This is a genomic window from Taklimakanibacter albus (assembly GCF_016595235.1).
Taxonomy (GTDB): Bacteria; Pseudomonadota; Alphaproteobacteria; order Rhizobiales; family Aestuariivirgaceae; genus Taklimakanibacter; species Taklimakanibacter albus.
Genome location: NZ_JAENHL010000006.1, coordinates 362892 through 385960, shown reverse-complemented (window position 1 = coordinate 385960; position 23069 = coordinate 362892). Strand labels below are relative to the sequence as shown.

Here is a 23069-nt window from a genome sequence, read left to right as displayed (position 1 = left end):
ATGAAATTGACCCGGACTATCCGCGCTTTTGCCGCCGCCGCGTTGCTGGCGAGCGCGCTGACGCTTCATCCCATGGCGCCAGCGGCGCAGGCCGCCGAGATCCTGCGCATCGGCACCACGCAAGCGATCGACTCGCTCAATCCCTTCGTGTCCGATTCCGACTACAGCTCGGTCATGTATCAATACAACTATCCGCATCTGACCGAATATAACGGCAAGCTCGAGATCGTCCCCTCCTTCGCCACCAAATGGGAGACCTCGGCAGACGGCAAAGTGTGGACCTTCCACACCGTTCCCGGCGCCAAATGGTCGGACGACACACCGCTCACCGCCAAGGATGCCGCCTTCACCTTCAACATGCTCATCAAGTTCAAGGACGGCCCCACCGGCAAGCTCGCCGGCTGGGTGGCGCATATGAAGGACGCCACCGCCAAGGACGACAATACTCTGGTGCTCACTTATGAGCAGCCGGTCGCCAATGTGCTGACCCAGCTACAGGCCCTGCCCGTTCTGCCCGAGCATGTCTGGGCGCCCTTGACCGAAGGCCAGGGCGAGCAGCTCACCATCTTCCCGAACGAAGCGCCCGTCATTTCCGGCGGCCCCTTCAAGCTCGACAAGCATGAGAAGGACCAGCTGGCGATCTTCGCCGCAAACCCCAACTGGTGGGGCGAGAAGAAGCCCAATATCGACGGTTTCGGTCTGCAATTCTTCGCCAACGACGATGCCATGGTGACCGCGCTCACCACCGGCAAGCTCGACATGATCGGCGAGCATACGCCGCCAACCGCCGTCGAAGCGCTGAAGAAGGCGGGCCTGACGGTGGTCTCGGGACCGGGTGTCGGCATGAAGACACTCATCGTCAACACCAATCCCGAAAAGGCCAACAACAAGGAACTGCTCGATCCCAAAGTCCGCGAGGCGCTCGAATACGCCATCGACCGCGAGGCGATCGTCAAGATCGTGTGGCTCGGCCTCGCTTCGCCGGGCTCGACAATCGTGGCGCCGGCCTCAGGCTTCCACGACACCGATATCAAGCCGCTGCCCTTCGATATCGAGAAGGCCAACAAGCTCCTCGACGAAGCGGGCTACAAGATGGGCTCATCGGGCCTGCGCGAGGCCAACGGCCATCCGATGACCTATGAGGTGATCTTCCCGACCGAGGAGCAAGGCACCGGCGACCGCGCTTTCCAGATCATCAAGGCCGGCTTCAAGAAGATCGGCATCGAGATCACCCAGCGCAAGATGGATCCCGACGCCGCCAATGAGGCGATCATGGGCGCCGATCTGAAATATACCGACTACGATCTCGCCATGTGGAGCTGGGTGCCGCCGGTCGAGCCCGATTTCATGCTGAGCGTCGTGACCTGCCAGGCGCGCGGCGGCAACAGCGACAGCGGCTATTGCAATCCGGACTATGATGCGATGTATCTGAAACAGGGCACCCTGCTCGATTCCAAGGAGCGTTTCGCCGAGATTTCCAAGATGCAGAAGCACATCTTCGACGCCAGGCCCTATATCGTGCTCAACTATCCCGACGTGATCGAGGCGCATAGCCCGAAATGGAAGGGCTTCGTGCTCTCGCCGCTGGTCGGCTCGGTCAATAACCTGTCGACCGAGACCCTCATGAATGTGCAAAAGGTGGAATAGACCATGACTGACGCGCGGCTGAGCGATGACCGGACGATTGCCGGCCGCGCCGACCTTCTGATCATCCCGGCTTTCTCGACAGCGGGAGGCGGCGCCGAGCCCGCCTCCCTCTGGCCATATGACGACGACCGCGTCGCCCGCCTGCTGGCGAAGGACAAGGCCTTCACCGGCGAAGCGGGCCAGTTCTCGGCTCTCCTCATTTCCGACCATCTGCCGCCGGTGCTGGCGATAGGCCTCGGCCGGCGCGACAGCCTCGATGCCGACACGCTGCGGCGCGGCGCCATGGTGGCGGCGCAGACAAGCTCAGGGCGCGGCACTGTCGTCTTTGCGCTCGATATCGCGGATTTCGGCATCCGCGCCGTCATCGAAGGCTTCCTGCTCGGGCGCTACGATTACGCTAAAGGCGAGGACACCTCCTTCACCGTCCTGGCGCGCGCAGCGGATGAGCGTGCTTTCGCCATCGGCCGCACTGCCGCATCGCGCGCCAACTGGGTGCGTCGTCTCGTCGAAACGCCGCCCAATGCGCTCCCTCCCCGCGCTTTCGCCGACATCCTGGCCGCGGAAGCGCAGAAGCTCGGCATCGCTGCCGAGATCTGGGACGATGCGGCGCTTTCGGAGCATGGCTTCGGCGCGCTGCAAGCGGTGGGGAGCGGCAGCAGAAACGCGCCGCTGGCGGTGCGCCTCGAGCATGGGTCGGGCGCCAGACGCCTCGGACTCGCCGGCAAGGGCATGACCTTCGATTCAGGCGGCATCAATCTCAAGCGCAAGCTCACTGAAATCGCCTGGATGAAGGCCGACATGGCGGCGGCGGCCGCGGTCGCCGGAGCGATCTTCGCTTCGGTCGAGCTCGGCGCCGATCCCGACACTCTCGCCATCCTGCCGATCGCCGAAAACATGCCGAGCGGCTCCGCCGTGCGGCCGGGCGATGTCGTCACCCATCCCGATGGGCGGCGCACCGAAATCACCGACACCGATTGCGAGGGCCGGCTCATCCTCGCCGATGCCATCGCCTTCCTGGCCAAGAGCAATGTGGAAGCGATCATCGATGTCGGCACGCTCACCGATGGCGGCGGCGTCGGCACGGCGCTGTGGGGCTGCTGGACCAATGAGGCGAGCCTCGCCAAGACCATGACGGATGCGGGTGCCCGCGCCGGCGAGCCCGGCTGGCATTTGCCGCTGCGCGCCGAATATGAGCGCCTCCTCGCCTCGAAGGTCGCCGATATCGCCAACTACTCGCTCGATGCGGGCGACAGCGGCCAGCTCGCGGCCACCTATCTGCGCAGCTTTGCCGGCACGAAACCCTGGCTTCATATCGATATCGGCGGCTGCGCCTATCTGGAGCAGGCCTCAGCCCCCTGGCCGCAAGGCGCCACCGGCGCGCCCTTACGCGCGCTCCTGCAACTCCTTCTCGACCGCTCGACATGACATCCATCGCCGACAAACTTGCTTCCCTGGCCCTCGACTTCACCCGCCACTGGCCGGTGCCGGGCGGCATCATCACCGCCGTCAGCCGTGACGAGGTCCTGTTCGAACGGCCCTTCGGCCTCGCCAATATCGATGCGCGCCAGCCGGTCAGGGAGAACCATCTCTTCGAGATCGGCTCGATCAGCAAAGGCTTCGCCGGCTTGATGGCGCTCAAGCTCGCCGAGGCCGGCAAGCTCGATCTCGACGCGCCCGTCACCACCTATCTGCCGTGGTTCAAGGTCGCCACGAACTATCCGATGTTCACGGCACGGCATCTGCTCCATCACGCCTCCGGCCTTGTCTCCGGCGCCGATGCGCTGACCGACGAACTCGGCCAGGGCTGGTGGATGCGCGAGCTTGCGACCGGCAGCGCGCCGGGCGCGATCTTCCATTATTCTAACATCGCCTATGTGCTGCTAGGCCTTCTCATCAGCAAGGTCGCCGGCATCGAAGCGACGGATTTCTGCCGGCGTGAGATCCTGGCGCCGCTCGGCATGAACGCCTCCGTCCCTTGCATCGTCAATGCCGACCGCCCGCGCTTCGCGGTCGGCTATGCGCCGGCCGCCGACGACCGGCCCTGGACACCCGGCGATGCGCTGGCGCCGGCGACCTGGTTCGAAACCAATGGCGCCGATGGCAATATCGCGGCGACGGGCGGCGATATGGGCCGCTTCCTGCGCATGCTGCTCAAAGGCGGCGAAGGTGTTGTCAACCCGGCTCGTTTCCAGGAATTCATCACCTCGCTCGCACCGGGCGGTGAGCCGATCGTCGGTTTCCTCGCCGACACGGGCGTCACCGAAAGCCGCTACGGCCTCGGCATCAATATCGAGACCATTCGGGGCGCCAGCTGTCTCACCCATGGCGGCGGCATGGTGGGTTATGCCACTTTCGTTCTCGCCGACCGCGACAACGACATCGCGGTTTCAGTTCTCACCAATGCCAATGGCGACTGTCCGCTGGCGCAGATCCTCGCACGCATCGGCCATGCCTGGCTGACGGGGCATGCCATCACGCCGCCCTCCCCTGACCTCAGCCTCATCGCCGTTGCGGACGGCATGACCGGCCGCTTCATGTGCGACGACCAGCAGATCACGGTCGCCGCGCATGAGGACGGCCTCGTCTTGACGAGCAATGACATCACCGGGCGCATCTACAGAAGCTGGACACCGCGCTTCACCACCGATCATCCCGGCTTCAGTCTCTTTCATTTCACCTTCGAAGACGGAGACTGGATTCATGGCAGCCGCGTCTTCACACGCAAAGCGACGAAGCCCGCCTCCTTGCCCGCGCATCTGCGTGGCGTGCTGGGTCACTACCGATCGCATTCGCCGTGGTTCACCAATTTCCGAATCGTCGGACGTGGCGATCGCCTGTTTCTCGTAGCCCCCGGCGGCGTCGAGGCGCCGTCGGAAGATGTCGAGCTCGTCGAATTGTCGCCCGGCATCTTCCGCCTCGGCCGCGCCGATGATCTGCCGGAACGGCTGGTTATCGGGCCTGAGATCGATGGCCGGGCGGTAACGGTCGAGCGGGACGGAAACCGTTATTCGCGTTGCTTCACACCTTGATCCTCAAGTTCGTTGACAAGTTATTATACTCATTATAATGACTTGATTGAACCTAGCCCAGATGGGAACTACAATGACGACCATGACCTATAAGACGCCGGCGCGCACGGCGAAAAGCGCGCAATACTTCACCAACGCCCGCAAGATCATCCCGAGTGGCGTCAACAGCACGGCGCGTGCCGTGTGGTCGGGCTGGGATCCCTATCCCCTCTTCGTCGATCACGGCACCGGCTCGCGCCTCACCGATGTCGACGGCAATGAATATATCGACTACCTGCTGGGCCTGGGGCCCATGATCCTCGGCCACCGCCCGCCCAAGGTGACGAAGGCGGTCGTCGACTTCATCGAGAAGCGCGGCACCGTCTTCGCGTTGCCGGTTGCCGACGAGCTCACCCTCTCCAACAAGATCATCAATGCCATTCCGGCGGTCGAGCAGGTACGTCTGTGCAATACCGGCACGGAAGCGGTGCTTTATGCGGTGCGCCTCGCGCGCGCTTATACGGGCCGCAAGAAGCTCGTGCGGTTCGAAGGCATGTATCACGGCTTCTCGGACGGCGTTTACTGGAGCAAGCATCCGGGCCTCAATGTCGCCGGTCCCGACAAGGCGCCGATGCCCATTCCACAAGGCCCCGGCATGCCGGCGCATCTCGCCGATTCGCTGATCATCCTGCCGTGGAACGATGTCGATGCGCTGCGCGAGGCTTTCGCCCGCGAGGGCCAGGACATCGCCGCGGTGATCACCGAGGCGGTCATGTGCAATACCGGCTGCATCCTGCCTGAGCCCGGCTATCTCGAAGCTGTGCGGGAGATCACCGCCAAGAACGGCGCCCTCCTCATCTGCGACGAGGTCATCACCGGCTTCCGCCTGAGCCTCGCCGGCGCGCAAGGCTATTACGGCCTCGAGCCCGATCTTTCGACCTATGCCAAGGGCCTCGGCGGCGGCTTCCCGGTGGCGGCGCTGGGCGGACGCAAGGATGTCATGGCGCTGGTCGCCGACGGCACCGTATCGATGGCGGGCACCTACAGCGCCAACGGCATCGCGGTCTCGGCCGCCAATGCCGCGCTCGATGAGCTGGCGGCGCCCGGTCTTTATGACGGGCTCTATGAGCGCTGCCAGCAGCTCTATGACGGGCTCGAGAAGATCATCGCCGACAACAAGGTCGATGCTTATGTGACGGGCTTGGGTCCGGTGCTGCAGGTGTGGTTCGCCGATCAGCCGATCCGCAACTATCGCGACGCGGCGCGTTACGCCCGGCACGATCTCTTCCGCATCTGGTGGGAAGAGATGCTGGAGCGCGGCGTTCTGTTCCATCCCGGCGCCTTCGAGAATCTGTTCGTGTCCTTCGCCCACAGCAAGGACGACATCGCCCAGACCTTGAGCGTCGCCGCGGAGGCGATGCGCGCGGTCAAGGCGAAACACTGAAGGGTATGACACTTACTCTCGGCATCGATCTCGGCACATCGGCGGTCAAGTGCGTAGCGCTTGCCGCCGATGGCGCGGTCGTGGCCTCAGGCCAATCCTCTTTCCAGACTTTCCGCGAGGCGCCCGGCCAGGCCGAGCAGGATCCGGCTTCCTGGGTCAAGGCAACCGAGGACGCGGTCCGGCAAACCATGACGGGACGCGACGATGAGGTCGCCGCCATCGGCCTCACCGGCCAGTTGCCGACGCTCGTCTGCCTGTCAGGCACCGAGCCGCAAGGCCGCGCCATCACCTGGATGGATGCGCGGGCCGACGACTGGGCGGCGGGACGTCTCGACGAGGCCTTCCGGCAGAAGACCTATGAGCTGACCGGCATGCCGATCGACGGACGCTATCTGGCGCCGATGCTGGCGCATCATCGCGCGCAATATCCCTCTTCGATCGACGGCATCCTGTCGGCCAAGGATTATCTCTGCTGCGCCCTCACGGGCGTCCGCGTGACCGATCCGTCGACCGCCGCCGGTTATGGCGTCTATGACTTCACCACCGGCCAATGGGATGACGGCCTCTGCCGCCATTGGGTTCTCGATCCGGCGTTGCTTCCCGGCCTTATGCCGGCAGCCTCGGTCGCCGGTCGCCTGGGCCAGGACGCCGCCAGGCGGCTCGGCCTCAAGGCCGGTATTCCGGTCCATGCGGGTGCGGCCGATTCCGCCGCCAGCGCCTATGCGATGACCGGCCTCGAAGCCGGCGCCGTCAGCGTCACTACCGGATCCAGCACCATCATCATGGATGCCAGCATCCAGACATTTCTCGATCCCAAGCGGCGCTATCTCCTCACCCCTCATGCCCGCGCGCGTGTCTTCGGCCGCGAAATGGACCTGCTGTCGACCGGCAGCTCCTATCGCTGGCTCTCCGAATTGCTCGGCTGGCCGGACGGCGAGATCGACCGGCGCGCCACGGCTTCCGAACCCGGCGCCAAGGGCCTCTTCTTCGCGCCCTATCTTGCCGGCGGCGAGCAAGGCGCGCTATGGAATCCCGATCTGCGCGGCGTTCTGCACGGACTCACCATTCAGCACAAGGCCGCGGATATCGCTCGCGCCTATGTCGAAGGCGTCCAGTTCGAGATCCGGCGCTGCATCGACATCCTCGCGGAGACGCAACCCGTCACCCGCATCATCATCGCCGGTCATGCGACGGAGCATCCAGCGACTATGCAGCTCCTCGCCGACATACTCGGCCGTCCCGTGACGCCCTATACGCATGTGTCGCCGGCGGCGATCGGCGCCGCGCTGATCGCCATGCCGGAAATGACGGCGCATCGGCAGGACACCGAGACGCTGACGCCCTCCGCGGCGGCAAACATCTATGACGACTTCTATGCCCGCTATTGCGCGCTTTTTCCCCGCATCGCCGAAAGCAGATCATGACTCTTCCCGTTCACTGGGCCCGGTCGCGCGCCGCGCTCGCCGAAGCCGCCGCCGACATCGTGCAGGACCTCCTCCCTCGGGTGAAATCGCCCGTCATCGCACTGCCGACCGGCGAGACTCCGATCGGCCTCTACCAGGCGCTCGCCAGACGCCCGCTCTCCTTCGCGACCACGCGGTTCTTCAATCTCGATGAATATGAGGGCATGTCGCCCGATCATCCGCAGAGCTATCACACCTTCCTGCACAGGCACTTCCTCGATCATATCGACGCAACGCCGGAAAATATCCGGCTGCTGCGCGGCGACGCGCCCGATGCGCTGGAAGAATGCCGCAACTATGACCGCGCCATCGCAGCTGCGGGCGGGTTCGACCTCGCCATATTGGGCCTCGGCGGCAATGGCCATGTCGCCTTCAACGAGCCCTACGATCCCTGGGATCAGGAAACCCATCGCGTGGTTCTCGCCGAGAAGACCCGCCTGGCGCATCGGCCCAATTTCGCTGACGCCGAAGATGTTCCGCGCTCCGGCCTCACCATGGGCATCAAGACGCTGCTCGCCGCGCGCAAGATCCTGCTGCTCTGCGCCGGCGCCACCAAGCGCGAGGCGATGGCTGCTCTGCTCAAGGGCCGTAAGGACGATGCCTGGCCGGTCACCTGCCTCCTCGGCCATAAGGATGTGACCGTCATCGCCGAAGCAGAGCTGCAACCGGCGCTGGTTTAACCCCTCGCCCCTCTACTCCCCCTTCTCCCGCCTGCGGGAGAAGGTGCCCGACAGGGCGGATGAGGGTGTTGGTTCAACTCACGACAGCTCTTCAAGACAATGATGAAGCTTCAATACCTCCGATGCCTCCGATAGCGAGTAGCTGAGAGAACACCCTCATCCGGCCTTCGGCCACCTTCTCCCGCAAGCGAGAGAAGGGAAGTTGGACGTGGACCAAGTGGCCTCAGACGCTTCTCCGGAAGTGGACATATCGGGCAGACCACTTCGCGGGCATAGTCGACCGGTCAATTCATCCGGACCCGGACCATGCGCGCATCGCACGCTTACTTCCTGTTTGTCGGCTCTCTCTTCACGGCCGGCGGCTATGGCGCCACCTTCCTGCTCACCGAGCATTTTCGCGCGATGGGCGGCAGCGAGATCGACACCAGCACGACGCTCGGCGGCGCGATGGTCGGCACGCTCATCGGCGTGCCGCTGGTCGGCTGGTACGCCAAGAAACTCAAGGCAGCGCGCATGGGCGCGATGGGCGCCGTCTCGGTGGCGGTGGGTTATGGCCTCCTGTCGCTCCTCCATACACTGACGCCGCTCATAGCGCTCGCCGGCTTCTTCCTGGGGATCGGCTGGGGCATTTTCTATCTTGCCGCCCCCATGGCGCTGTCGGAGCGCGTCAGCGATCAGGACCGCGGCTTCTGGTTCACCCGCTTCGGCGCTTTCCAGATGGCCGGCATCGGCTTCAGTCCGATCATCGCGACAGCACTCGTCCGACAGCTGGGCTTCACGACCTCCGGCACCTTCGGCCTGATCGCCGGCGCCACGCTCTTCGCGGCTGTTCTGCTGCTCATCTTCGAAAGCCTGTCGCCTCACACCCAGGCGACCAACGCGCAGAACGGCAACTGGGTGCGCGCTTTGCCGACCCTTCTCTCCTCGCGCGCGGTCTATCCGATCCTCATGGTCGGGCTCGGCGCCTGTGTGTTCAGCGGCATGCTGACATTCCAGTCCTCGCTGGTGCGCGGCACCGATCTCGCGGCCGGCACCTATTTCGCCGTCTATGCCATCACCGTCGTGGTGGCGCGCTTCATCCTGGCGCCAATCATCAGCCGCGCCGATGGCGATCGCGTCGCCGTTCTCCTGCTCGCTTTGATGATCCTCGGCATCGTCACCGCTTTCGGCCTGGGCTTCGGATTGATCGCGCAGATCGCGAGCGCCATCCTGCTCGGCCTCGGCTATGGCCTGGTCTACACCGTGATCCAGACCCAGGCGGTCAATGACGCCCCGGCCGAGCAGCGCAGCGCCGCTTTGACCTGGTTCGTCGTTGCCTATTTCCTGGGCATATTCGGCTTCCCGGTGCTCGGCGGCTGGCTCATCGTGACGGTCGGCATTCCGGGCTTCCTCACCGCCGTGCTGGCCTTCGCCGTCGCCGAAATGGTGCTGGCGCTCATCCGCGGACGCGGGACCGAACGTAAGTCCATAAAAGCGACAGGCTGATATATCCTTGCATCCGTGGCCGATTGACGCTTTATGCGCAGGCCATGAGTTCGTCCAACGCCCATATCAGTGGTCCGCCCAGCGATCTGGCCGGTGCCATCCTGACCGTCGATCTCGACGCCATCCAGGAAAACTGGAAAAGGCTCGCCGCCAAGGCGGCGCCGGCCGAATGCGGCGCGGCGGTCAAAGGCAACGCCTATGGGCTGGGTGTCGAGCAAGTGGCCGCGGCGCTCTGGGCCGCGGGCTGCCGCACCTTCTTCGTGGCGCGCCCGATGGAAGGCGGCGAGCTCAGGGCCATCCTGCCGCGCGAGGCCGTCATCTATGTGCTGGACGGTCTTTTCCCCGGCCAGGCCGAATTCTATGCCGGCGAGGATCTGCGCCCCGCCCTCATTACGCTGGAGGAAGCGCGCGAATGGGCGGCCTTCGGGACCCAATATGGCCGCAACCTGCCCTGCGCGATCCATGTCGATACCGGCATCAACCGGCTCGGTTTCTCGACTGGCGACTTCGAGACGCTGCTTGGCGACAATGAGATCATGGCGCGGCTCAATCTCACTCTTCTGATGAGCCACCTCGCTTGCGCCGATGAGCCGAACCACCCGCTCAATGGCCGCCAGAAGACCGCTTTCGCGGCGGTGCGCCAGAGGCTGCCCGGCGTTCCCGCGAGCCTCGCCAATTCGAGCGGCATCTTTCTGGGCGCCGAATACACCCATGACCTGGTGCGGCCCGGCATCGCGCTTTATGGCGGCAATCCGGTCGCTCCTGACAGCAATCCGATGCTCCCGGTGGCGCATCTCCAGGGCACCGTCCTCCAGCTACGCGAGATCCAGGCCGGCGAAAGCGTCGGCTATGGCGCCACCTGGCGGGCGACCCGGCCGACCCGGATCGCCATATTGGGCGCCGGCTACAAGGACGGCGTGCCGCGTTCCTTGAGCTCGCGCGCCACCAACGGCCCGGCCCAGGTCTATATCGGCGACCGCCGCTGCCCGGTGATCGGGCGCATCTCGATGGACATGATGGCGGTCGACGTTACGCAGGTGCCGGTCGATCTCTGCCGCCGCGGAACAAGAGCGGAACTCATCGGTCGCAATATTGCCATCGATGAAACGGCAGAATGGGCCGGAACCATATCCTATGAACTCCTCACCCGTTTAGGCCAGCGCTTTACCCGTCTATATTCGGGGGGCGAATCGCATTTCTCCAAGGCTCTGACATCGTGAATTTTCTCGCCAATCTGGGCCGAGTCGTCCTGGCCCTCCTCACCGAGATCGGCAGCATCGTCCTTTTCATCAAGGACGCGCTGGTGCAGGGCCTCACCCCCACCATCTATGTGCGCCAGATCTTCGACCAGATCCTCAAGGTGGGCTACAACTCACTGCCGGTGGTCGGCCTCACCGCCTTCTTCACCGGCGGCGCCCTGGCGCTGCAGATCTATCTCGGCGGGTCGCGCTTCAATGCCGAAAGCCTGGTCTCGACCATCGTGGCGCTCGGCATCACCCGCGAGCTGGGCCCGGTGCTCGCCGGCCTGATGGTGGCGGGACGCGTCGGCGCCTCGATCGCCGCCGAGCTCGGCACCATGCGGGTCACCGAGCAGATCGACGCCTTGACGACGCTCGCCACCAATCCGTTCAAATATCTGGTGGGCCCCCGCATCCTCGCCGGCGTCATCACGCTGCCCATCCTGGTCGGCATCGCCGACATCATCGGCATCATGGGCGGCTATATCGTCGGCACCCGCTCGCTCGGCTTCAACTCCTACGCCTATATCAAGAGCACCTCGGACTTCCTGCAAGTCGGCGACGTCGTGTCGGGCCTCATCAAGGCGGCGGTGTTCGGCTTCATCATCACCTTGATGGGCTGTTATCACGGTTTCAACTCGAAGGGTGGCGCGCAAGGCGTCGGCCGGGCCACCACCAATGCGGTGGTGAGTGCCGCGATCCTCATCCTCGCCGCCAATTTCGTCCTCACCTCGCTGCTGTTCTCGGAGTGATCTGATGGACGAGACCGCTTACATCACTCTCAAGGATGTCCGCAAAGCCTTCGGACCGAAGAAGGTCCTGAACGGCATCAATCTCACCGTGCCGAAAGGCCGCTCGCTCGTCGTCATCGGCGGATCGGGTACCGGCAAGTCGGTGATGATCAAGACCATCCTCGGCATCGTCAGGCCGGATTCGGGATCGATCGCCATCGGCGGCGAGGAAGTCACCCGGCTCAAAGGCAAGGATCGCGACGCGTTCCTGCAGCGCTTCGGCATGCTGTTCCAGGGTGCCGCGCTCTTCGACTCGCTGCCGGTCTGGGAAAATGTCGCCTTCGGCCTCATCCAGGGCCGTAATATGCCGCGCAAGCAAGCCCGCGACATCGCCATGGAGAAGCTGCGGCAAGTGGGGCTTGGTCCGGAAGTGGGCGTGCTCTATCCGGCCGAATTGTCGGGCGGCATGCAGAAGCGCGTCGGCCTCGCCCGCGCCATCGCCGCCGACCCCGAGATCATCTTCTTCGACGAGCCGACCACCGGTCTCGACCCGATCATGGCCGATGTCATCAACAATCTGATCGTCGACAGCGTGAAACGCCTCGGCGCCACCACGATTTCGATCACCCACGACATGGCCTCGGCGCGCAAGATCGCCGACCGCATCGCCATGATCCACAAGGGCGAGATCATCTGGCAGGGCCCGGCGCGCGCCGTCGACACCAGCGGCAATCCTTATGTCGACCAGTTCATCCATGGCCGCGCCGAAGGACCGATCCAGATGGAGATCCTGAAGGCGTAGGCCCATGGCGAATGCGATGATGGTCATCCACCCCTACCGCGATCAAGGTGACTGGGTGTTCGACGATGCAGCCGCGGGTCTTACGCGTGAGCCATTCGTCTTCGGCATGCCGGAGATGATCGACATCTTCGTGAAAGATATTCCGGACGCCGAACGCGGCTTCAAGCTCTATTTCTCCGCCAGACCTTTCCCCCGCTTCACCGCCGAGCTGTCCTGGCTGCGCGAGGAATATGAGGGCAACTGGTATCTTTGGGAGAAGACCGGGATGGAAGGCTGGCTATGCCCCGCCCTCTTCAAATATTTCGACAAGGCGCCCGAGAAAATCTACTGCAAGGCCGAGGCTGGAAGAACGGTGTGACTGTGCCGTTTAGGCCTTTCGTTTCTCGCCCACACAAATCTCCCTGACGCAGCCGCGCAGCCAGCGATGCGCCGGATCGGCGTCGAGCCGCGGATGCCACAGCATTGAAACCGTGAGATCGGGCGTCGCGACCGGCAGCGGGAAGCTGAACATGCCGGCGCGCAGCCGGCCGGTATGGCGTTCGGGAACGCTGGCGATCAGGTCCGAGGCGCGGGCCAGGGCCAATGCGGTGGCGAAGCCGCCAACAATGGTGACGATCTCGCGCTCCAGCCCCAGGACTTTCAAGGCGTCGTCGATCGGCCCCTTGTCACGGCCGCGGCGCGAGACGGAAATATGCCGGCCGGCCGCGAAACGTGCGGGCGTGACCTTGCCGCGGCTTAGGACATGCCCCTTGCGCACCACACCGATGAAGCGGTCGCGGAAAAGGCTCTGGGCGCGCAATTCCGGACCGGTCGTCTCCACCACGACACCGGTCTCGAGATCGACGCTGCCGTCGCGCAGCGGCGCATTGTCCTTGTCGGCCTTCTGCACGAAACGCAAACGTATGCCGGGCGCTTCCTTGCCGATACGGGCGATGAGCGCCGGTCCGAAATTCTCGACAAACCCCTCACTCGTGCGCAGCGTGAAGATCCGGCTGAGCTGTTTGAGGTCGAGTTGCTCCGCCGGGCGCAGAACCGCTTCCACATCCTCGACGAGCTGACCGACGCCTTCGCGCAACTCAAGCGCGCGAGGTGTCGGAACGAGGCCACGGCCCGCCCGCACCAGCAAGGGATCGCCCAGCGTCCGGCGGAGCCGCGCCAGCGCCCGGCTCATCGCAGAGGGGCTCAAGCGCAATCGGCGAGCGGCACGGGCGACGCTGCCTTCGGCGAGCAGCACATCGAGGGTGACCAGAAGATTGAAGTCCGGTTTCGTCATCGTCCGATCATAACCCTATCGGATATGGCGTCAAATGCACGAATAAAGTGCAAATACTGCATCTACCGCTCCATCACGCCGCGGCTTAGATCCGAAGCGTTCTTTGAAAGATGGAGCTCAATGTGAGATCGACCGCGACCGCGCATGCAGGAAGGGAAATTATAAGTTCGCCGCGTTGGGCACTGGCCAGCCTCTCGCTCGTCGTGCTGCTCGCTTCGCTCGGCACGAGCATCGCCAATGTCGGCTTGCCGAGCCTGGCGCAAGCCTTCGACGCATCCTTCCAGGACGTGCAGTGGGTGGTGCTCGCCTATCTTCTCGCCATCACCACCTTGATCGTCAGCGCCGGACGGCTCGGCGACATCATCGGGCGACGGCGGTTGCTGCTCACCGGCATCATCCTGTTCACGGCGGCCTCCCTCCTGTGCGGCCTCGCGCCGACGCTCTGGCTGCTGATTGCCGCCCGGGCCGTGCAAGGCCTTGGCGCGGCAATCATGATGGCGCTCGGCATGGCGCTCGTCGGCGCGACGGTGTCCAAGGAGAGAACCGGCAGCGCCATGGGCCTGCTCGGAACGATGTCGGCGATCGGCACGGCGCTCGGCCCGTCGGCGGGCGGTCTCCTGATCTCTGGCCTGGGCTGGCGCGCGATATTTCTTGTCATGGTGCCCCTCGGCCTCGCTGCTCTTGTCCTTGCAGGCCGCTCTTTGCCAAGTGATCGCCAAGGTTCCGGCCCCGTCAAGGCCAGCTTCGACGTCATCGGCACCGCGCTGCTGGTCCTGACACTCACCGCCTATGCGCTCGCCATGACGCTCAACATGACGTTTCTCATTGCCGCTGTTCTGGCTGGAGGCCTCTTTGTCATGGCTCAGATGAAGGTGGCATCGCCCCTGATCCGTCTCTCAGCGTTTCGCGATCCGGCTTTGAGCGCCAGCCTGGTCATGAATCTCCTCGTCGCCACCGTCATGATGGCGACCTTGGTGGTCGGGCCTTTCTATCTTTCGCGCGGGCTCAATCTCGACAACGCCTCCATCGGCCTCATCATGTCGGTCGGCCCGATCCTCTCGGCGCTGAGCGGCGTGCCGGCCGGCCGCCTGGTCGATCGCCTCGGCACGAATACTGTTGGACTATTGGGACTTGTCGAAATGGCGATCGGGTGCCTGGCCTTGTCGCTGCTGCCCGCCCTGTACGGCGTCATCGGCTATGTCGCCGCCCTGATCATCCTGACGCCCGGCTATCAGCTTTTCCAGGCCGCCAACAACACGACGGTGATGCAAGATGTGCCGGCCGACCGGCGCGGCGTGATCTCGGGCCTCCTCAACCTGTCGCGCAATCTCGGGCTCATCACCGGGGCGGCCGCCATGGGCGCCGTATTCGCGTTTGCTTCGGCAGCGCCTGACATGGCGACGGCAAGTCCGGAACAGGTCGCCTTCGGCTTGCGCGCGGCCTTCATGCTGGCCGCCGCGCTGATCGCCGGCGCAATCACGATCGGCGCAGTGGCTTCCCGGCGATCCACCTGACAGCACAAAAAAAGAAGGGCCGCACAAGGCGGCCCTTCCCGTGAGATGCGTTGGTCAGCACCCCGATCCGGATAACGTCAGGAAAGGCAAGGAGCCTCCGCTGCGACCCGCACGAGCGTGACAAACGCAGTGAACTCACTCGACATCGGATCACCTCCTTTCGACAGTTGAAACCGTCCCTAGTGTGGGGTCTCGCGGCAAAAATTTCAAGCGGGCAATTTTATGCCCCTCGCCAGCAGGAAAACTTCGTCAGTCCAGGCGGATGCGCGCGCCGGTGGCGCCATTGAGCAGGCGCTTCAGGTGGAAGCTGGCCAAGCGGTCATTGGGGGATCTCCCCACCTCGGTCGCGAAGGCACCGAGGGCGTCCGGGGCGCCTGTCTCGAGTTTGGCGAAAGCGCGAAGATAGCGGTCGGCCGCTGAATCGGCGCCTTCCTGAGAGGGTAACGGCTCATAGGCGCGCAGCGGCTCGGTCCGACCGCGCAGCAGAAGATCGCCAATGGGGCGGCCGTGGAAATCGGGCGTCTGCCGTGCCACGTTGTCGCTGACACAGATGCGCGTGCCAAGCTCCTTGTTGGCGGCCTCCAGGCGGGCCGCGATGTTGATCGCATCGCCATAGGCCGTGTAGTCGAAGAAGCGCCCGCCGCCGAAATTGCCGACGATGGCCGGCCCGGCATTGACGCCGATGCGGGTGACGCCCAGCGCCACGCCCTTGTCGCGCCAGATCGCGCGGCAGGACTGTGCGAATGTGTCGAGCTCCAGCGCGCAGGCGACCGCGCGCGCGGCATGGTCGGGCTGGTCGCCAGGCGCCCCGAACAAGACATACAGCGCGTCGCCATTGATCTTGGCGATGGTGCCTTCATGGGCGAAGACGATGGCGCTCATGCCGGCCAAATAGCCGTTGAGCAGCTCGCTCAGTGTCGCCGGATCGATCGTTTCGGCAAGGACCGTAAACCCCTCGATATCGGTGAAGAGTGCCGCGACATCACGGCGCTGCCCGGCCAGGCTGATGCCGTCCGCATCGCTCGCCAGCCGCTCGGCAAGATTGGGCGAGAAATAGCGCGACAGCGCCGCATGAGCGCGTTCGGCCTCGGCGCGGGCGCGCCGGACTTCGCGAAGGGACTCGAGGTGCCGCAGAGTCCTGGCGATGGTCGCTTCGAGGTCGGCGCGGTCGATCGGCTTGGTGAGGAAATCAAAGGCGCCGCGATTCATGGCAATGCGGATATTGGTCATGTCACCATAGGCCGAGACGACGATGGTGGACAATTGGTTGGCTGTGTCCTGCAGCTTATCCAGCAGCGTAAGCCCGTCCATGCGCGGCATATTGATGTCGCTGACCACCATGTCGATGTCGCTGTCGGCGGCAACAACGGCAAGCGCGTCGACGCCGTCGCGCGCGAAGACGAGACTGACCGTGCCGTCACGAAGCTGACGGCGGAAGATCTGGGTCACCAGCGCCTCCATGTCAGGCTCGTCGTCAACGATAAGAATGCGCGCGCTCACGCCGAGATCCCGAGCCGCGTCTCGATTTTATCGCGCAGCGCCGCGAAGTCGATCGGCTTGGTCAACAGGGCCTCGGCGCCTTTCTCCAACGCCCTTGCACAGGTTTCGGCATCACCATAGGCCGTTATCATGATGACGGGGACATCGGGCCGCAACGCCTTGGCCTGAGGCAACAGATCGAGCCCGCTCATGCCGGGCATATTGATGTCGGACAGGATCAGGATCAGCGATGTGTCCCGCGTCTCCCCGATCATGCGCAACGCGTCATATCCCGACGGCGCGAAAGCCATGGCAAAACGCTCGGCGCGAAGATCACGCCGGAATTGCTGACGAAACAGCGGTTCCACGTCCGGCTCATCATCGACGACCAGGATAAGCGTGCTCACGCGGGGCCTCCCTTCTTGCCAAGCGTGGCGGCGTTGCGCGGCAGCACGATCCTGAATTGGGTAAAGCGGCCCGGCTCGGTATCGACCTCGATCGTGCCGGCATGCTGCTTGACGATGATGTCGTGACTGAGCGACAGGCCGAGGCCGGTGCCCTCGCCCGCCGGCTTGGTGGTGAAGAACGGATTGAACATCTTATCTTTCACCTCCGGCGGGATGCCGATGCCGTTGTCGCGGATCGTGATCTCGACCGCATGACCCAGATTTTTCGTGGATGCCGAAAGCACCGGATCATAGTCGCCGCTCGCCTGGGCGGCGCGCGCTTTGGTCGCGTAAAATCCGTTCGACAGCAGATTGAGAAGCACGCGCGTGATCTCCTGCGGATAGAGATCGACTTCCCCGGCTTCCGGGTCGAAATGGCGATCGAGTGTCACGTTGAAGTCTTTTCGCTCGGCACGGGCGCCGTGATAGGCCAGATTGAGGCTCTCCTCGACAACCGCGTTGACATTGACGGAGCGATGCTCGCCAGAGCCCTGGCGCGAATGCAGAAGCATGTTCTTGACGATGGAGTCGGCGCGCCGTCCGTGCTGGACCACCTTGCCGAGATTGCCGTTCAACAGCCCGGTCAGCTCGCTTGCCTCCTCGCGCAGCTTGCCGTCGAGCGGCGACTTGGCCAGCAGCTCATTGAGCTCGTCAACCAGCTCGATCGAGAGCGCGGAAAAATTGTTGACGAAGTTGAGCGGGTTCTTGATCTCATGCGCGATGCCGGCGGTGAGCTGGCCGAGCGAGGCGAGCTTTTCAGTCTGGACAAGCCGGTCCTGGGCGGCGCGCAGATCCTCGAGCGAGCGCGACAGCTCCTCGGTGCGATGTTGGAGCGCTTTGAAAAGACGGGCATTCTCCATGGCGATCAGCGCCTGGCCGGCCAAGGTCTCCATGAGCTCAACCTGCCGGTCCGCAAAGAGTCCGGGCACTCGGCGGCTCAGCACGAACACGCCTTCCACTTGTCCGTCACGCAAAATCGGCACGCCGAGCATGGCGCGCTGATCGGTGAATTGGGACAGTTCCGGGAACTCGTAATCCTTGTCGAGCGTCAGATCTGGAATATGCTCGACCGCCTTCGAGCCGATCACGCGCGGAACCAGCGATTTCTGCCCGTGCTTGCGCGGATTTGCCTTCAGGAATTCGAGAAAGCCAGGTGCCGCCCCGAATGCGGCATGGGCATGGTACTCCTCTCCGCTGCGCAAATAGATCACGCTCTCATCCGCAGCGCATAGGCTGGCCGCCGACTTCGTCAGGACCTCGAGCACCGGCTGGATGTCGGTCGGCGACCGGCTGATGACATTCAAAATCTCACCCGTCGCGGTCTGGTATCGGAGCGCTTCCTTGAGCGCCTGCTCCGCTTCCTTCATCGCGGTGAGGTCGACGACCGCGCCGGCGCTGCGGAGCACACGTTTGGTATGAGCGTCAAAGATGTTCTCTCCCATCTCGCGCGCGAAACCAATCGTGCCGTCGGCCCGGTGGATCCTGAATTCGACCTCATAGTTGCCGGTACCACTCGCGGCCAGGTAGCGCGCCCCGTCGTCGCCGACCATATTGGCCGCGATCAGCTCGTTGTTGGGGAACCTCGCCATGAACTCAGGCATCGACAGGCGGTAAAACTTGGCCAGCTGCCTGGAGATATAAAGCGGGAGCCCATTCTCTTCGTTCCAGATAAAAAATGCGACATTGGCGAGCTTGCCGATATTGCTCAGCAACAGATCGATATCCGCGGACGTCGCGGTATCACTATAATAGTCGTCCGTTTCGGCCATGCCATCCATGCCAAAGTGAAGCATCATTGAACAGATATTCCCCATCGGCATGACCCAAATGGTCTATGCCCAGGGCTTGCGAGAAGAATGCCAAACAGGCAAATTCAGGCTCTCTTCAGCTGGGAAAGATCATGCAAGCAGCCGACATCATCGTCACCAATGCCCGAATTCTGACCATGGACAAGATCAGCCCGCGCGCCGAGGCGCTGGCGATCAGCGGCAACCGCCTCATCGCCGTCGGGAAGAAGGAGGATGTGGCCGGCCTGAAAGCCAAGCATACCCGCATCATCGACGCGCAGGGTAAGACGGTGCTGCCCGGCATCATCGAGAGCCATGTCCACATCTTTCCGGGCTCGGTCGAGCTCGACAGCCTGATGGTGACGGGCGTCGAAGGCATCGAGGCACTGACCCGCGCGGTGCGCAGCTATGCCGCCCAACGCCCCGACGACCGGATCATCGTCGCCAACGGCGCGAATTATATGACCATCCGCCCGAGCGGCGTCATCACGAGGCATGATCTCGACCAGGTCCTGCCCGACCGCCCCTTCATCCTGTGCTGCTTCGACCATCACACCGTGTGGGCCAATACCGCGGCACTGAAAGCCGCCGATATTCTCCACGGCCGGAACCTGCCCCCCGGCAACGAGATCGTGATGGGTCCTGACGGCCTCGCGATGGGCGAGCTCAAGGAATTCGCCGCCTATGGTCCGGTCTTCGCCCTTACCCCGACGCAGGGGCGCGAGTCGCTCGGCCTCACCACCGGCGAAGGCCCAGTGCCGCCCGCAAGCGATGCCGACCGGCGCGCCGACAAGGCCGCCCTCAAGCGCGGCCTCGCTTATTGTGCCTCGCTCGGCATCACCTCCATCCACAATATGGACGGCAATTTCTATCAGCTCGAGCTGCTCGACGCATTGCGCCGGGACGGCGATCTCATCTGCCGCGTGCAGGTGCCGTGGCATCAGAAGAACAACTTCGCGCCCGAACGCGTCGATGAGGCGGTCGAGATGCGCGCCCGCTACAATGACGACATGCTCTATTCGGGGCGCGTGAAAATCTTCATGGACGGCGTCATCGAATCCATGACGGCGCTGATGCTCGACGACTATCCGGGCCATCCGGGCGAGCGCGGTTTCGCCCTCTTCACCGCCGAGGAATTCAACGCGGTGGCGGCGCGCGCCGACAAACACGGGCTGCAGATCGGCGTGCATGCGATCGGCGATGCGGCGGTCCGGCGCACGCTCGATGGTTACGCATATGCGCGCAAGGTGAACGGCACGCGCGACGCGCGCCACCGCATCGAGCATATCGAGGTGATCGATCCCGCCGATATTCCGCGCCTCAAGGAGCTCGGCGTCGTCGCCTCGCTGCAGCCGATCGTGGGCTTGGGCGTCCCCGGCGTGGCCCTCGAACCCTGCCGCGAGCGCATCGGCGCCAAGCTGCCTTACTCCTATGCCTGGCAGACATTGCGCGCCGCCGGCGCCCATATGAGCTTCTCGTCCGACTGGCCGGTGTCACCGCTCGATCCCCTGCAAGGCATGCAGTCGGCGATGACGCAATCACCGATCGCGGCCAATTGCCCGCCGCAGCGGCAGAGCCTGATGGATACGCTCGCCGCCTTCACCTCGGACGGCGCCTATACGGAATTCGCCGAAGCCAAGAAGGGGCGCCTCGTGCCGGGGCTTCTCGCCGATGTGGTCGTCTATGACGGCGATCTCGAAGCGACGCCGGCGGAGGAGCTGGCGCAGATCAAGCCCGCCGTCACCATCTGCGACGGAAGGGTGACCTTCGAAGCCGCCTGATCAGGGCTTCGACTCAGGCGGCTTGGGTCCGGGCATCGGCTTGGCGTTGCGCGAGGCGTCGTAATAGCCCCGGCAATAAGCGACGCACTGATTATAGGGATCGGTACAGTCGGTATAGGTATAGGACGAGCTGCAGCTCGCATAGGTCATCCAGCATGAATTCATGCAGGAATTGACGTCGGCCGACGGCAAGGCCGATTTGGGGTCGGACTTGCTTGCAGCCCCCGCTACGCTGGTGCCGAACAGCACAAGCACGGCGACGGGAAGCACGCGAAAGGTCGTCGTGAAGGTCATGGTGTTCTCCTTCCTGTCATTAGAAGGAGCGCCACGTCACCTGTCAGCAGGCCTCGGCAGGACAATAAGGGGCAATTCAGGGCGTAGCCCTCTTCACTTGCCCGTGATCAGCGTAAGAAGGCCGCCTTCGGCCGCGTATGGACTGCATGACCCCTCGATCGGAGATGCGCGCATGAAGATCCGGACCTCTCACCCCCTCCGCCTGCTGACCCTGCTCGCTGCCCTGCTCGGCGGCGGTGCCGGCCTTGCCTCAGCCGAGGAAGGTATCTCTCTACCGGCGCCCGTTGTGGACGAGCCCGCCGCGACGGCCAAGACCGAAACGGCCATTTTCGCCGGCGGCTGCTTCTGGGGCGTGCAGGGCGTGTTCCAGCATGTGGACGGCGTCGCCAATGCGGTATCGGGTTATGCCGGTGGCGAGGCGGATACGGCGCAATATGAGACGGTGAGCGGTGGCGCCACCGGTCACGCGGAATCCGTCAGGATCACCTATGATCCCGCCAGGATCAGCTATGGCCGCCTCCTGCAGATCTATTTCTCGGTCGCCCATGACCCGACCCAGCTCAACCGCCAGGGCCCGGACCGGGGCACGCAATATCGCTCTGCCATCTTTCCGGTGAACGACGACCAGGCGAAGGTCGCCAAGGCCTATATCGATCAGCTTGGCCAGGCCAGGCTCTTCGAGGCGGATATCGTGACGAAGATCGAGCCGAACCACGCCTTCTATCCGGCGGAAGCCTATCATCAGGACTATCTGACGCTGAACCCGACGCAGCCTTATATCGTCTATAACGACCTGCCCAAGGTCGATAATCTGAAGCGCCTGTTCCCGGCGCTCTATCGCGACGATCCGGTGCTCGTGTCGGAAGCCGGCCTGTCGAATTAGGATCGTTCGGTAAAAGCGAACGATTCAAGCCATAGAATGCGTTGGAATCTTACGCCCGGCGGTGCGACTGCATCATCCGTCCTTACGGAGCAGCCGTCGTGCCTTTGTCTTCGCCTTCCCTCGCCACCTCTCAGCTTCAGCTGACCGACGCCGTTCCCGGCATTGTTCTCGCCGGCATCGTCACCGGCGCCGCCTTTTCGCTGCACGAGGTGCCGGGTTTCGGACTGTTCAGCCCGATGATCCTCGCGGTCATCATCGGCATATTGTTCGCCAATGTCGTCGGCACCCCGCAAGGCAGTCTCGCCGGCATCGGCGTCTGCCAGCGCAACCTCCTGCGTCTCGGCATCGTCTTTCTCGGATTCCAGGTGACTGCCGGCCAGTTCGTAGCGATCGGCGTCTCGGGATTGGCCATCGCGGCCCTGGCTCTCAGCACAACCTTCTTCTTCACCCTCTTCGCCGGCCGCCTGCTCGGCGTCGAGACGGGCCTCACCCAGCTCATCGCCGCCGGCACTTCGATCTGCGGCGCCTCGGCGATCGCCGCCGTCAATGGCGTGACGAAAGCGCGCGACCAGGACGTCGCTTATGCGGTGGCGATGGTCACCTTGTTCGGCACCCTCGCCATGCTGGCCTTGCCGCCCCTCGCCATCGTGCTCGGCCTCGATGCGCGGGAATTCGGCCTGTGGGCGGGCGCCTCCATCCATGAGGTCGCCCAGGTCGTCGGCGCGAGCTTCCAGGCGGGACCGGTGGCGGGTGAGACCGGCACCATCGCCAAGCTGGCGCGCGTCACGATGCTGGCGCCCATGGTCCTGCTGCTCGGCGTCTTCCTGCGTGGAAAAACCAGCGACGCCACGGCGCGTCCACCCATTCCCTGGTTCATCTTCGGCTTCATCGCCGCCGTTCTTCTCAACAGCCTGGTCGAGCTGCCGCACTGGATGCGGCCCGTCCTCACGCTGATGACCAGCCTGCTCCTGGCGCTCGGCCTCGCCGGCATGGGCCTCAAAACCGAATTCACGCAGATCCGGGCGCTCGGCGCGCGCCCGCTCCTGCTCGCTCTCACCGCCGCTGTTTTTATAGCCAGCCTCAGCCTGATGCTTGTAAAGATCGTGGGATGAGG

The 23069-nt window shown here is 64.0% G+C and carries 20 protein-coding genes; 15 read left to right on the top strand and 5 right to left on the bottom strand.

Annotated elements, in window-relative coordinates:
- The 11 genes from JHL16_RS06475 (at window position 1) to JHL16_RS06425 (ending at window position 12856) form a co-directional block, all read left to right on the top strand.
- Complete coding sequence (locus JHL16_RS06475) at window positions 1-1647, top strand: ABC transporter substrate-binding protein (protein ID WP_200184065.1); 1647 nt, start codon at window positions 1-3, stop codon at window positions 1645-1647.
- Between the two features lie 3 nt (window positions 1648-1650).
- Complete coding sequence (locus JHL16_RS06470; RefSeq protein ID WP_200184064.1) at window positions 1651-3072, top strand: leucyl aminopeptidase family protein; 1422 nt, start codon at window positions 1651-1653, stop codon at window positions 3070-3072.
- On the top strand, window positions 3069-4676 hold the full coding sequence (locus JHL16_RS06465) for a serine hydrolase domain-containing protein (RefSeq protein ID WP_200184063.1): 1608 nt from the start codon (window positions 3069-3071) through the stop codon (window positions 4674-4676). Before JHL16_RS06470 ends, JHL16_RS06465 begins: the two co-directional genes overlap by 4 nt.
- A 73-nt stretch (window positions 4677-4749) precedes the next feature.
- A complete protein-coding gene (locus JHL16_RS06460; RefSeq protein ID WP_200184062.1) occupies window positions 4750-6099 on the top strand; it encodes an aspartate aminotransferase family protein in 1350 nt (449 codons plus the stop codon).
- Between the two features lie 5 nt (window positions 6100-6104).
- Window positions 6105-7523, top strand: a complete 1419-nt coding sequence (locus tag JHL16_RS06455) for a xylulokinase (protein WP_200184061.1) — start codon at window positions 6105-6107, stop codon at window positions 7521-7523.
- On the top strand, window positions 7520-8242 hold the full coding sequence (locus JHL16_RS06450; protein ID WP_200184060.1) for a glucosamine-6-phosphate deaminase: 723 nt from the start codon (window positions 7520-7522) through the stop codon (window positions 8240-8242). Before JHL16_RS06455 ends, JHL16_RS06450 begins: the two co-directional genes overlap by 4 nt.
- A gap of 306 nt (window positions 8243-8548) precedes the next feature.
- Window positions 8549-9727 (top strand): MFS transporter, encoded by a 1179-nt coding sequence (locus JHL16_RS06445; protein WP_200184059.1) that lies wholly within the window; start codon window positions 8549-8551, stop codon window positions 9725-9727.
- 44 nt (window positions 9728-9771) lie between these two features.
- Window positions 9772-10947 (top strand): alanine racemase, encoded by a 1176-nt coding sequence (gene alr / locus JHL16_RS06440; RefSeq protein WP_200184058.1) that lies wholly within the window; start codon window positions 9772-9774, stop codon window positions 10945-10947.
- The gene (locus JHL16_RS06435) at window positions 10944-11717 is read left to right on the top strand and encodes an MlaE family lipid ABC transporter permease subunit (protein WP_200184057.1); all 774 of its coding nucleotides are present in this window, start codon (window positions 10944-10946) and stop codon (window positions 11715-11717) included. The genes alr and JHL16_RS06435 overlap by 4 nt, the downstream gene beginning before the upstream one ends.
- Before the next feature lie 4 nt (window positions 11718-11721).
- Window positions 11722-12498, top strand: coding sequence for an ABC transporter ATP-binding protein (locus JHL16_RS06430; protein WP_200184056.1), 777 nt, complete (start codon window positions 11722-11724; stop codon window positions 12496-12498).
- A 4-nt stretch (window positions 12499-12502) separates the two neighbouring features.
- Window positions 12503-12856 (top strand): DUF6717 family protein, encoded by a 354-nt coding sequence (locus tag JHL16_RS06425; protein ID WP_200184055.1) that lies wholly within the window; start codon window positions 12503-12505, stop codon window positions 12854-12856.
- 9 nt (window positions 12857-12865) lie between these two features.
- On the opposite strand, the gene JHL16_RS06420 is transcribed toward JHL16_RS06425, so the two are convergent.
- Window positions 12866-13771, bottom strand: coding sequence for a LysR family transcriptional regulator (locus JHL16_RS06420; RefSeq protein ID WP_200184054.1), 906 nt, complete (start codon window positions 13769-13771; stop codon window positions 12866-12868).
- Window positions 13772-13893: 122 nt separating this feature from the next.
- Here JHL16_RS06420 and JHL16_RS06415 point away from each other — a divergent pair, with 122 nt between their 5' ends.
- Window positions 13894-15285 carry an MFS transporter gene (locus tag JHL16_RS06415; RefSeq protein ID WP_348647178.1) on the top strand — a complete coding sequence of 464 codons (1392 nt, stop codon included), beginning with the start codon at window positions 13894-13896 and terminating at the stop codon, window positions 15283-15285.
- A 249-nt stretch (window positions 15286-15534) separates the two neighbouring features.
- On the opposite strand, the gene JHL16_RS06410 is transcribed toward JHL16_RS06415, so the two are convergent.
- The 3 genes from JHL16_RS06410 to JHL16_RS06400 are packed head-to-tail and all read right to left on the bottom strand — an operon-like array spanning window position 15535 to window position 19006.
- On the bottom strand, window positions 15535-16785 hold the full coding sequence (locus tag JHL16_RS06410; RefSeq protein ID WP_200184052.1) for a response regulator: 1251 nt from the start codon (window positions 16783-16785) through the stop codon (window positions 15535-15537).
- Window positions 16782-17171 (bottom strand): response regulator, encoded by a 390-nt coding sequence (locus JHL16_RS06405; RefSeq protein ID WP_200184051.1) that lies wholly within the window; start codon window positions 17169-17171, stop codon window positions 16782-16784. Before JHL16_RS06405 ends, JHL16_RS06410 begins: the two co-directional genes overlap by 4 nt.
- Window positions 17168-19006, bottom strand: a complete 1839-nt coding sequence (locus JHL16_RS06400) for a PAS domain-containing sensor histidine kinase (RefSeq protein ID WP_246770819.1) — start codon at window positions 19004-19006, stop codon at window positions 17168-17170. The genes JHL16_RS06405 and JHL16_RS06400 overlap by 4 nt, the downstream gene beginning before the upstream one ends.
- Before the next feature lie 104 nt (window positions 19007-19110).
- Between JHL16_RS06400 and JHL16_RS06395 the strand changes: the two genes are divergently transcribed.
- Window positions 19111-20778, top strand: a complete 1668-nt coding sequence (locus JHL16_RS06395) for an amidohydrolase (RefSeq protein ID WP_200184049.1) — start codon at window positions 19111-19113, stop codon at window positions 20776-20778.
- On the opposite strand, the gene JHL16_RS06390 is transcribed toward JHL16_RS06395, so the two are convergent.
- Window positions 20779-21072 carry a hypothetical protein gene (locus JHL16_RS06390; RefSeq protein ID WP_200184048.1) on the bottom strand — a complete coding sequence of 98 codons (294 nt, stop codon included), beginning with the start codon at window positions 21070-21072 and terminating at the stop codon, window positions 20779-20781.
- A 172-nt stretch (window positions 21073-21244) separates the two neighbouring features.
- Between JHL16_RS06390 and msrA the strand changes: the two genes are divergently transcribed.
- The gene (msrA, locus tag JHL16_RS06385; RefSeq protein WP_200184047.1) at window positions 21245-21955 is read left to right on the top strand and encodes a peptide-methionine (S)-S-oxide reductase MsrA; all 711 of its coding nucleotides are present in this window, start codon (window positions 21245-21247) and stop codon (window positions 21953-21955) included.
- A 98-nt stretch (window positions 21956-22053) separates the two neighbouring features.
- Window positions 22054-23067 carry a YeiH family protein gene (locus JHL16_RS06380; RefSeq protein WP_348647177.1) on the top strand — a complete coding sequence of 338 codons (1014 nt, stop codon included), beginning with the start codon at window positions 22054-22056 and terminating at the stop codon, window positions 23065-23067.
- The last annotated feature ends 2 nt before the right edge of the window (window positions 23068-23069 follow it).

Excerpts from the sequence above, each read along its gene's own strand:
- JHL16_RS06430 (WP_200184056.1), top strand. The coding sequence starts at position 11,722 with ATGGACGAGACCGCTTACATCACTCTCAAGGATGTCCGCAAAGCCTTC.
- JHL16_RS06460 (WP_200184062.1), top strand. The coding sequence starts at position 4,750 with ATGACGACCATGACCTATAAGACGCCGGCGCGCACGGCGAAAAGCGCG.
- JHL16_RS06445 (WP_200184059.1), top strand. The coding sequence starts at position 8,549 with ATGCGCGCATCGCACGCTTACTTCCTGTTTGTCGGCTCTCTCTTCACG.
- JHL16_RS06470 (WP_200184064.1), top strand. The coding sequence starts at position 1,651 with ATGACTGACGCGCGGCTGAGCGATGACCGGACGATTGCCGGCCGCGCC.
- JHL16_RS06425 (WP_200184055.1), top strand. The coding sequence starts at position 12,503 with ATGGCGAATGCGATGATGGTCATCCACCCCTACCGCGATCAAGGTGAC.
- JHL16_RS06450 (WP_200184060.1), top strand. The coding sequence starts at position 7,520 with ATGACTCTTCCCGTTCACTGGGCCCGGTCGCGCGCCGCGCTCGCCGAA.
- JHL16_RS06465 (WP_200184063.1), top strand. The coding sequence starts at position 3,069 with ATGACATCCATCGCCGACAAACTTGCTTCCCTGGCCCTCGACTTCACC.
- JHL16_RS06420 (WP_200184054.1), bottom strand. The coding sequence starts at position 13,771 with ATGACGAAACCGGACTTCAATCTTCTGGTCACCCTCGATGTGCTGCTC.
- JHL16_RS06400 (WP_246770819.1), bottom strand. The coding sequence starts at position 19,006 with ATGATGCTTCACTTTGGCATGGATGGCATGGCCGAAACGGACGACTAT.
- JHL16_RS06455 (WP_200184061.1), top strand. The coding sequence starts at position 6,105 with ATGACACTTACTCTCGGCATCGATCTCGGCACATCGGCGGTCAAGTGC.
- alr (WP_200184058.1), top strand. The coding sequence starts at position 9,772 with ATGAGTTCGTCCAACGCCCATATCAGTGGTCCGCCCAGCGATCTGGCC.
- JHL16_RS06475 (WP_200184065.1), top strand. The coding sequence starts at position 1 with ATGAAATTGACCCGGACTATCCGCGCTTTTGCCGCCGCCGCGTTGCTG.
- JHL16_RS06395 (WP_200184049.1), top strand. The coding sequence starts at position 19,111 with ATGCAAGCAGCCGACATCATCGTCACCAATGCCCGAATTCTGACCATG.
- msrA (WP_200184047.1), top strand. The coding sequence starts at position 21,245 with ATGAAGATCCGGACCTCTCACCCCCTCCGCCTGCTGACCCTGCTCGCT.
- JHL16_RS06390 (WP_200184048.1), bottom strand. The coding sequence starts at position 21,072 with ATGACCTTCACGACGACCTTTCGCGTGCTTCCCGTCGCCGTGCTTGTG.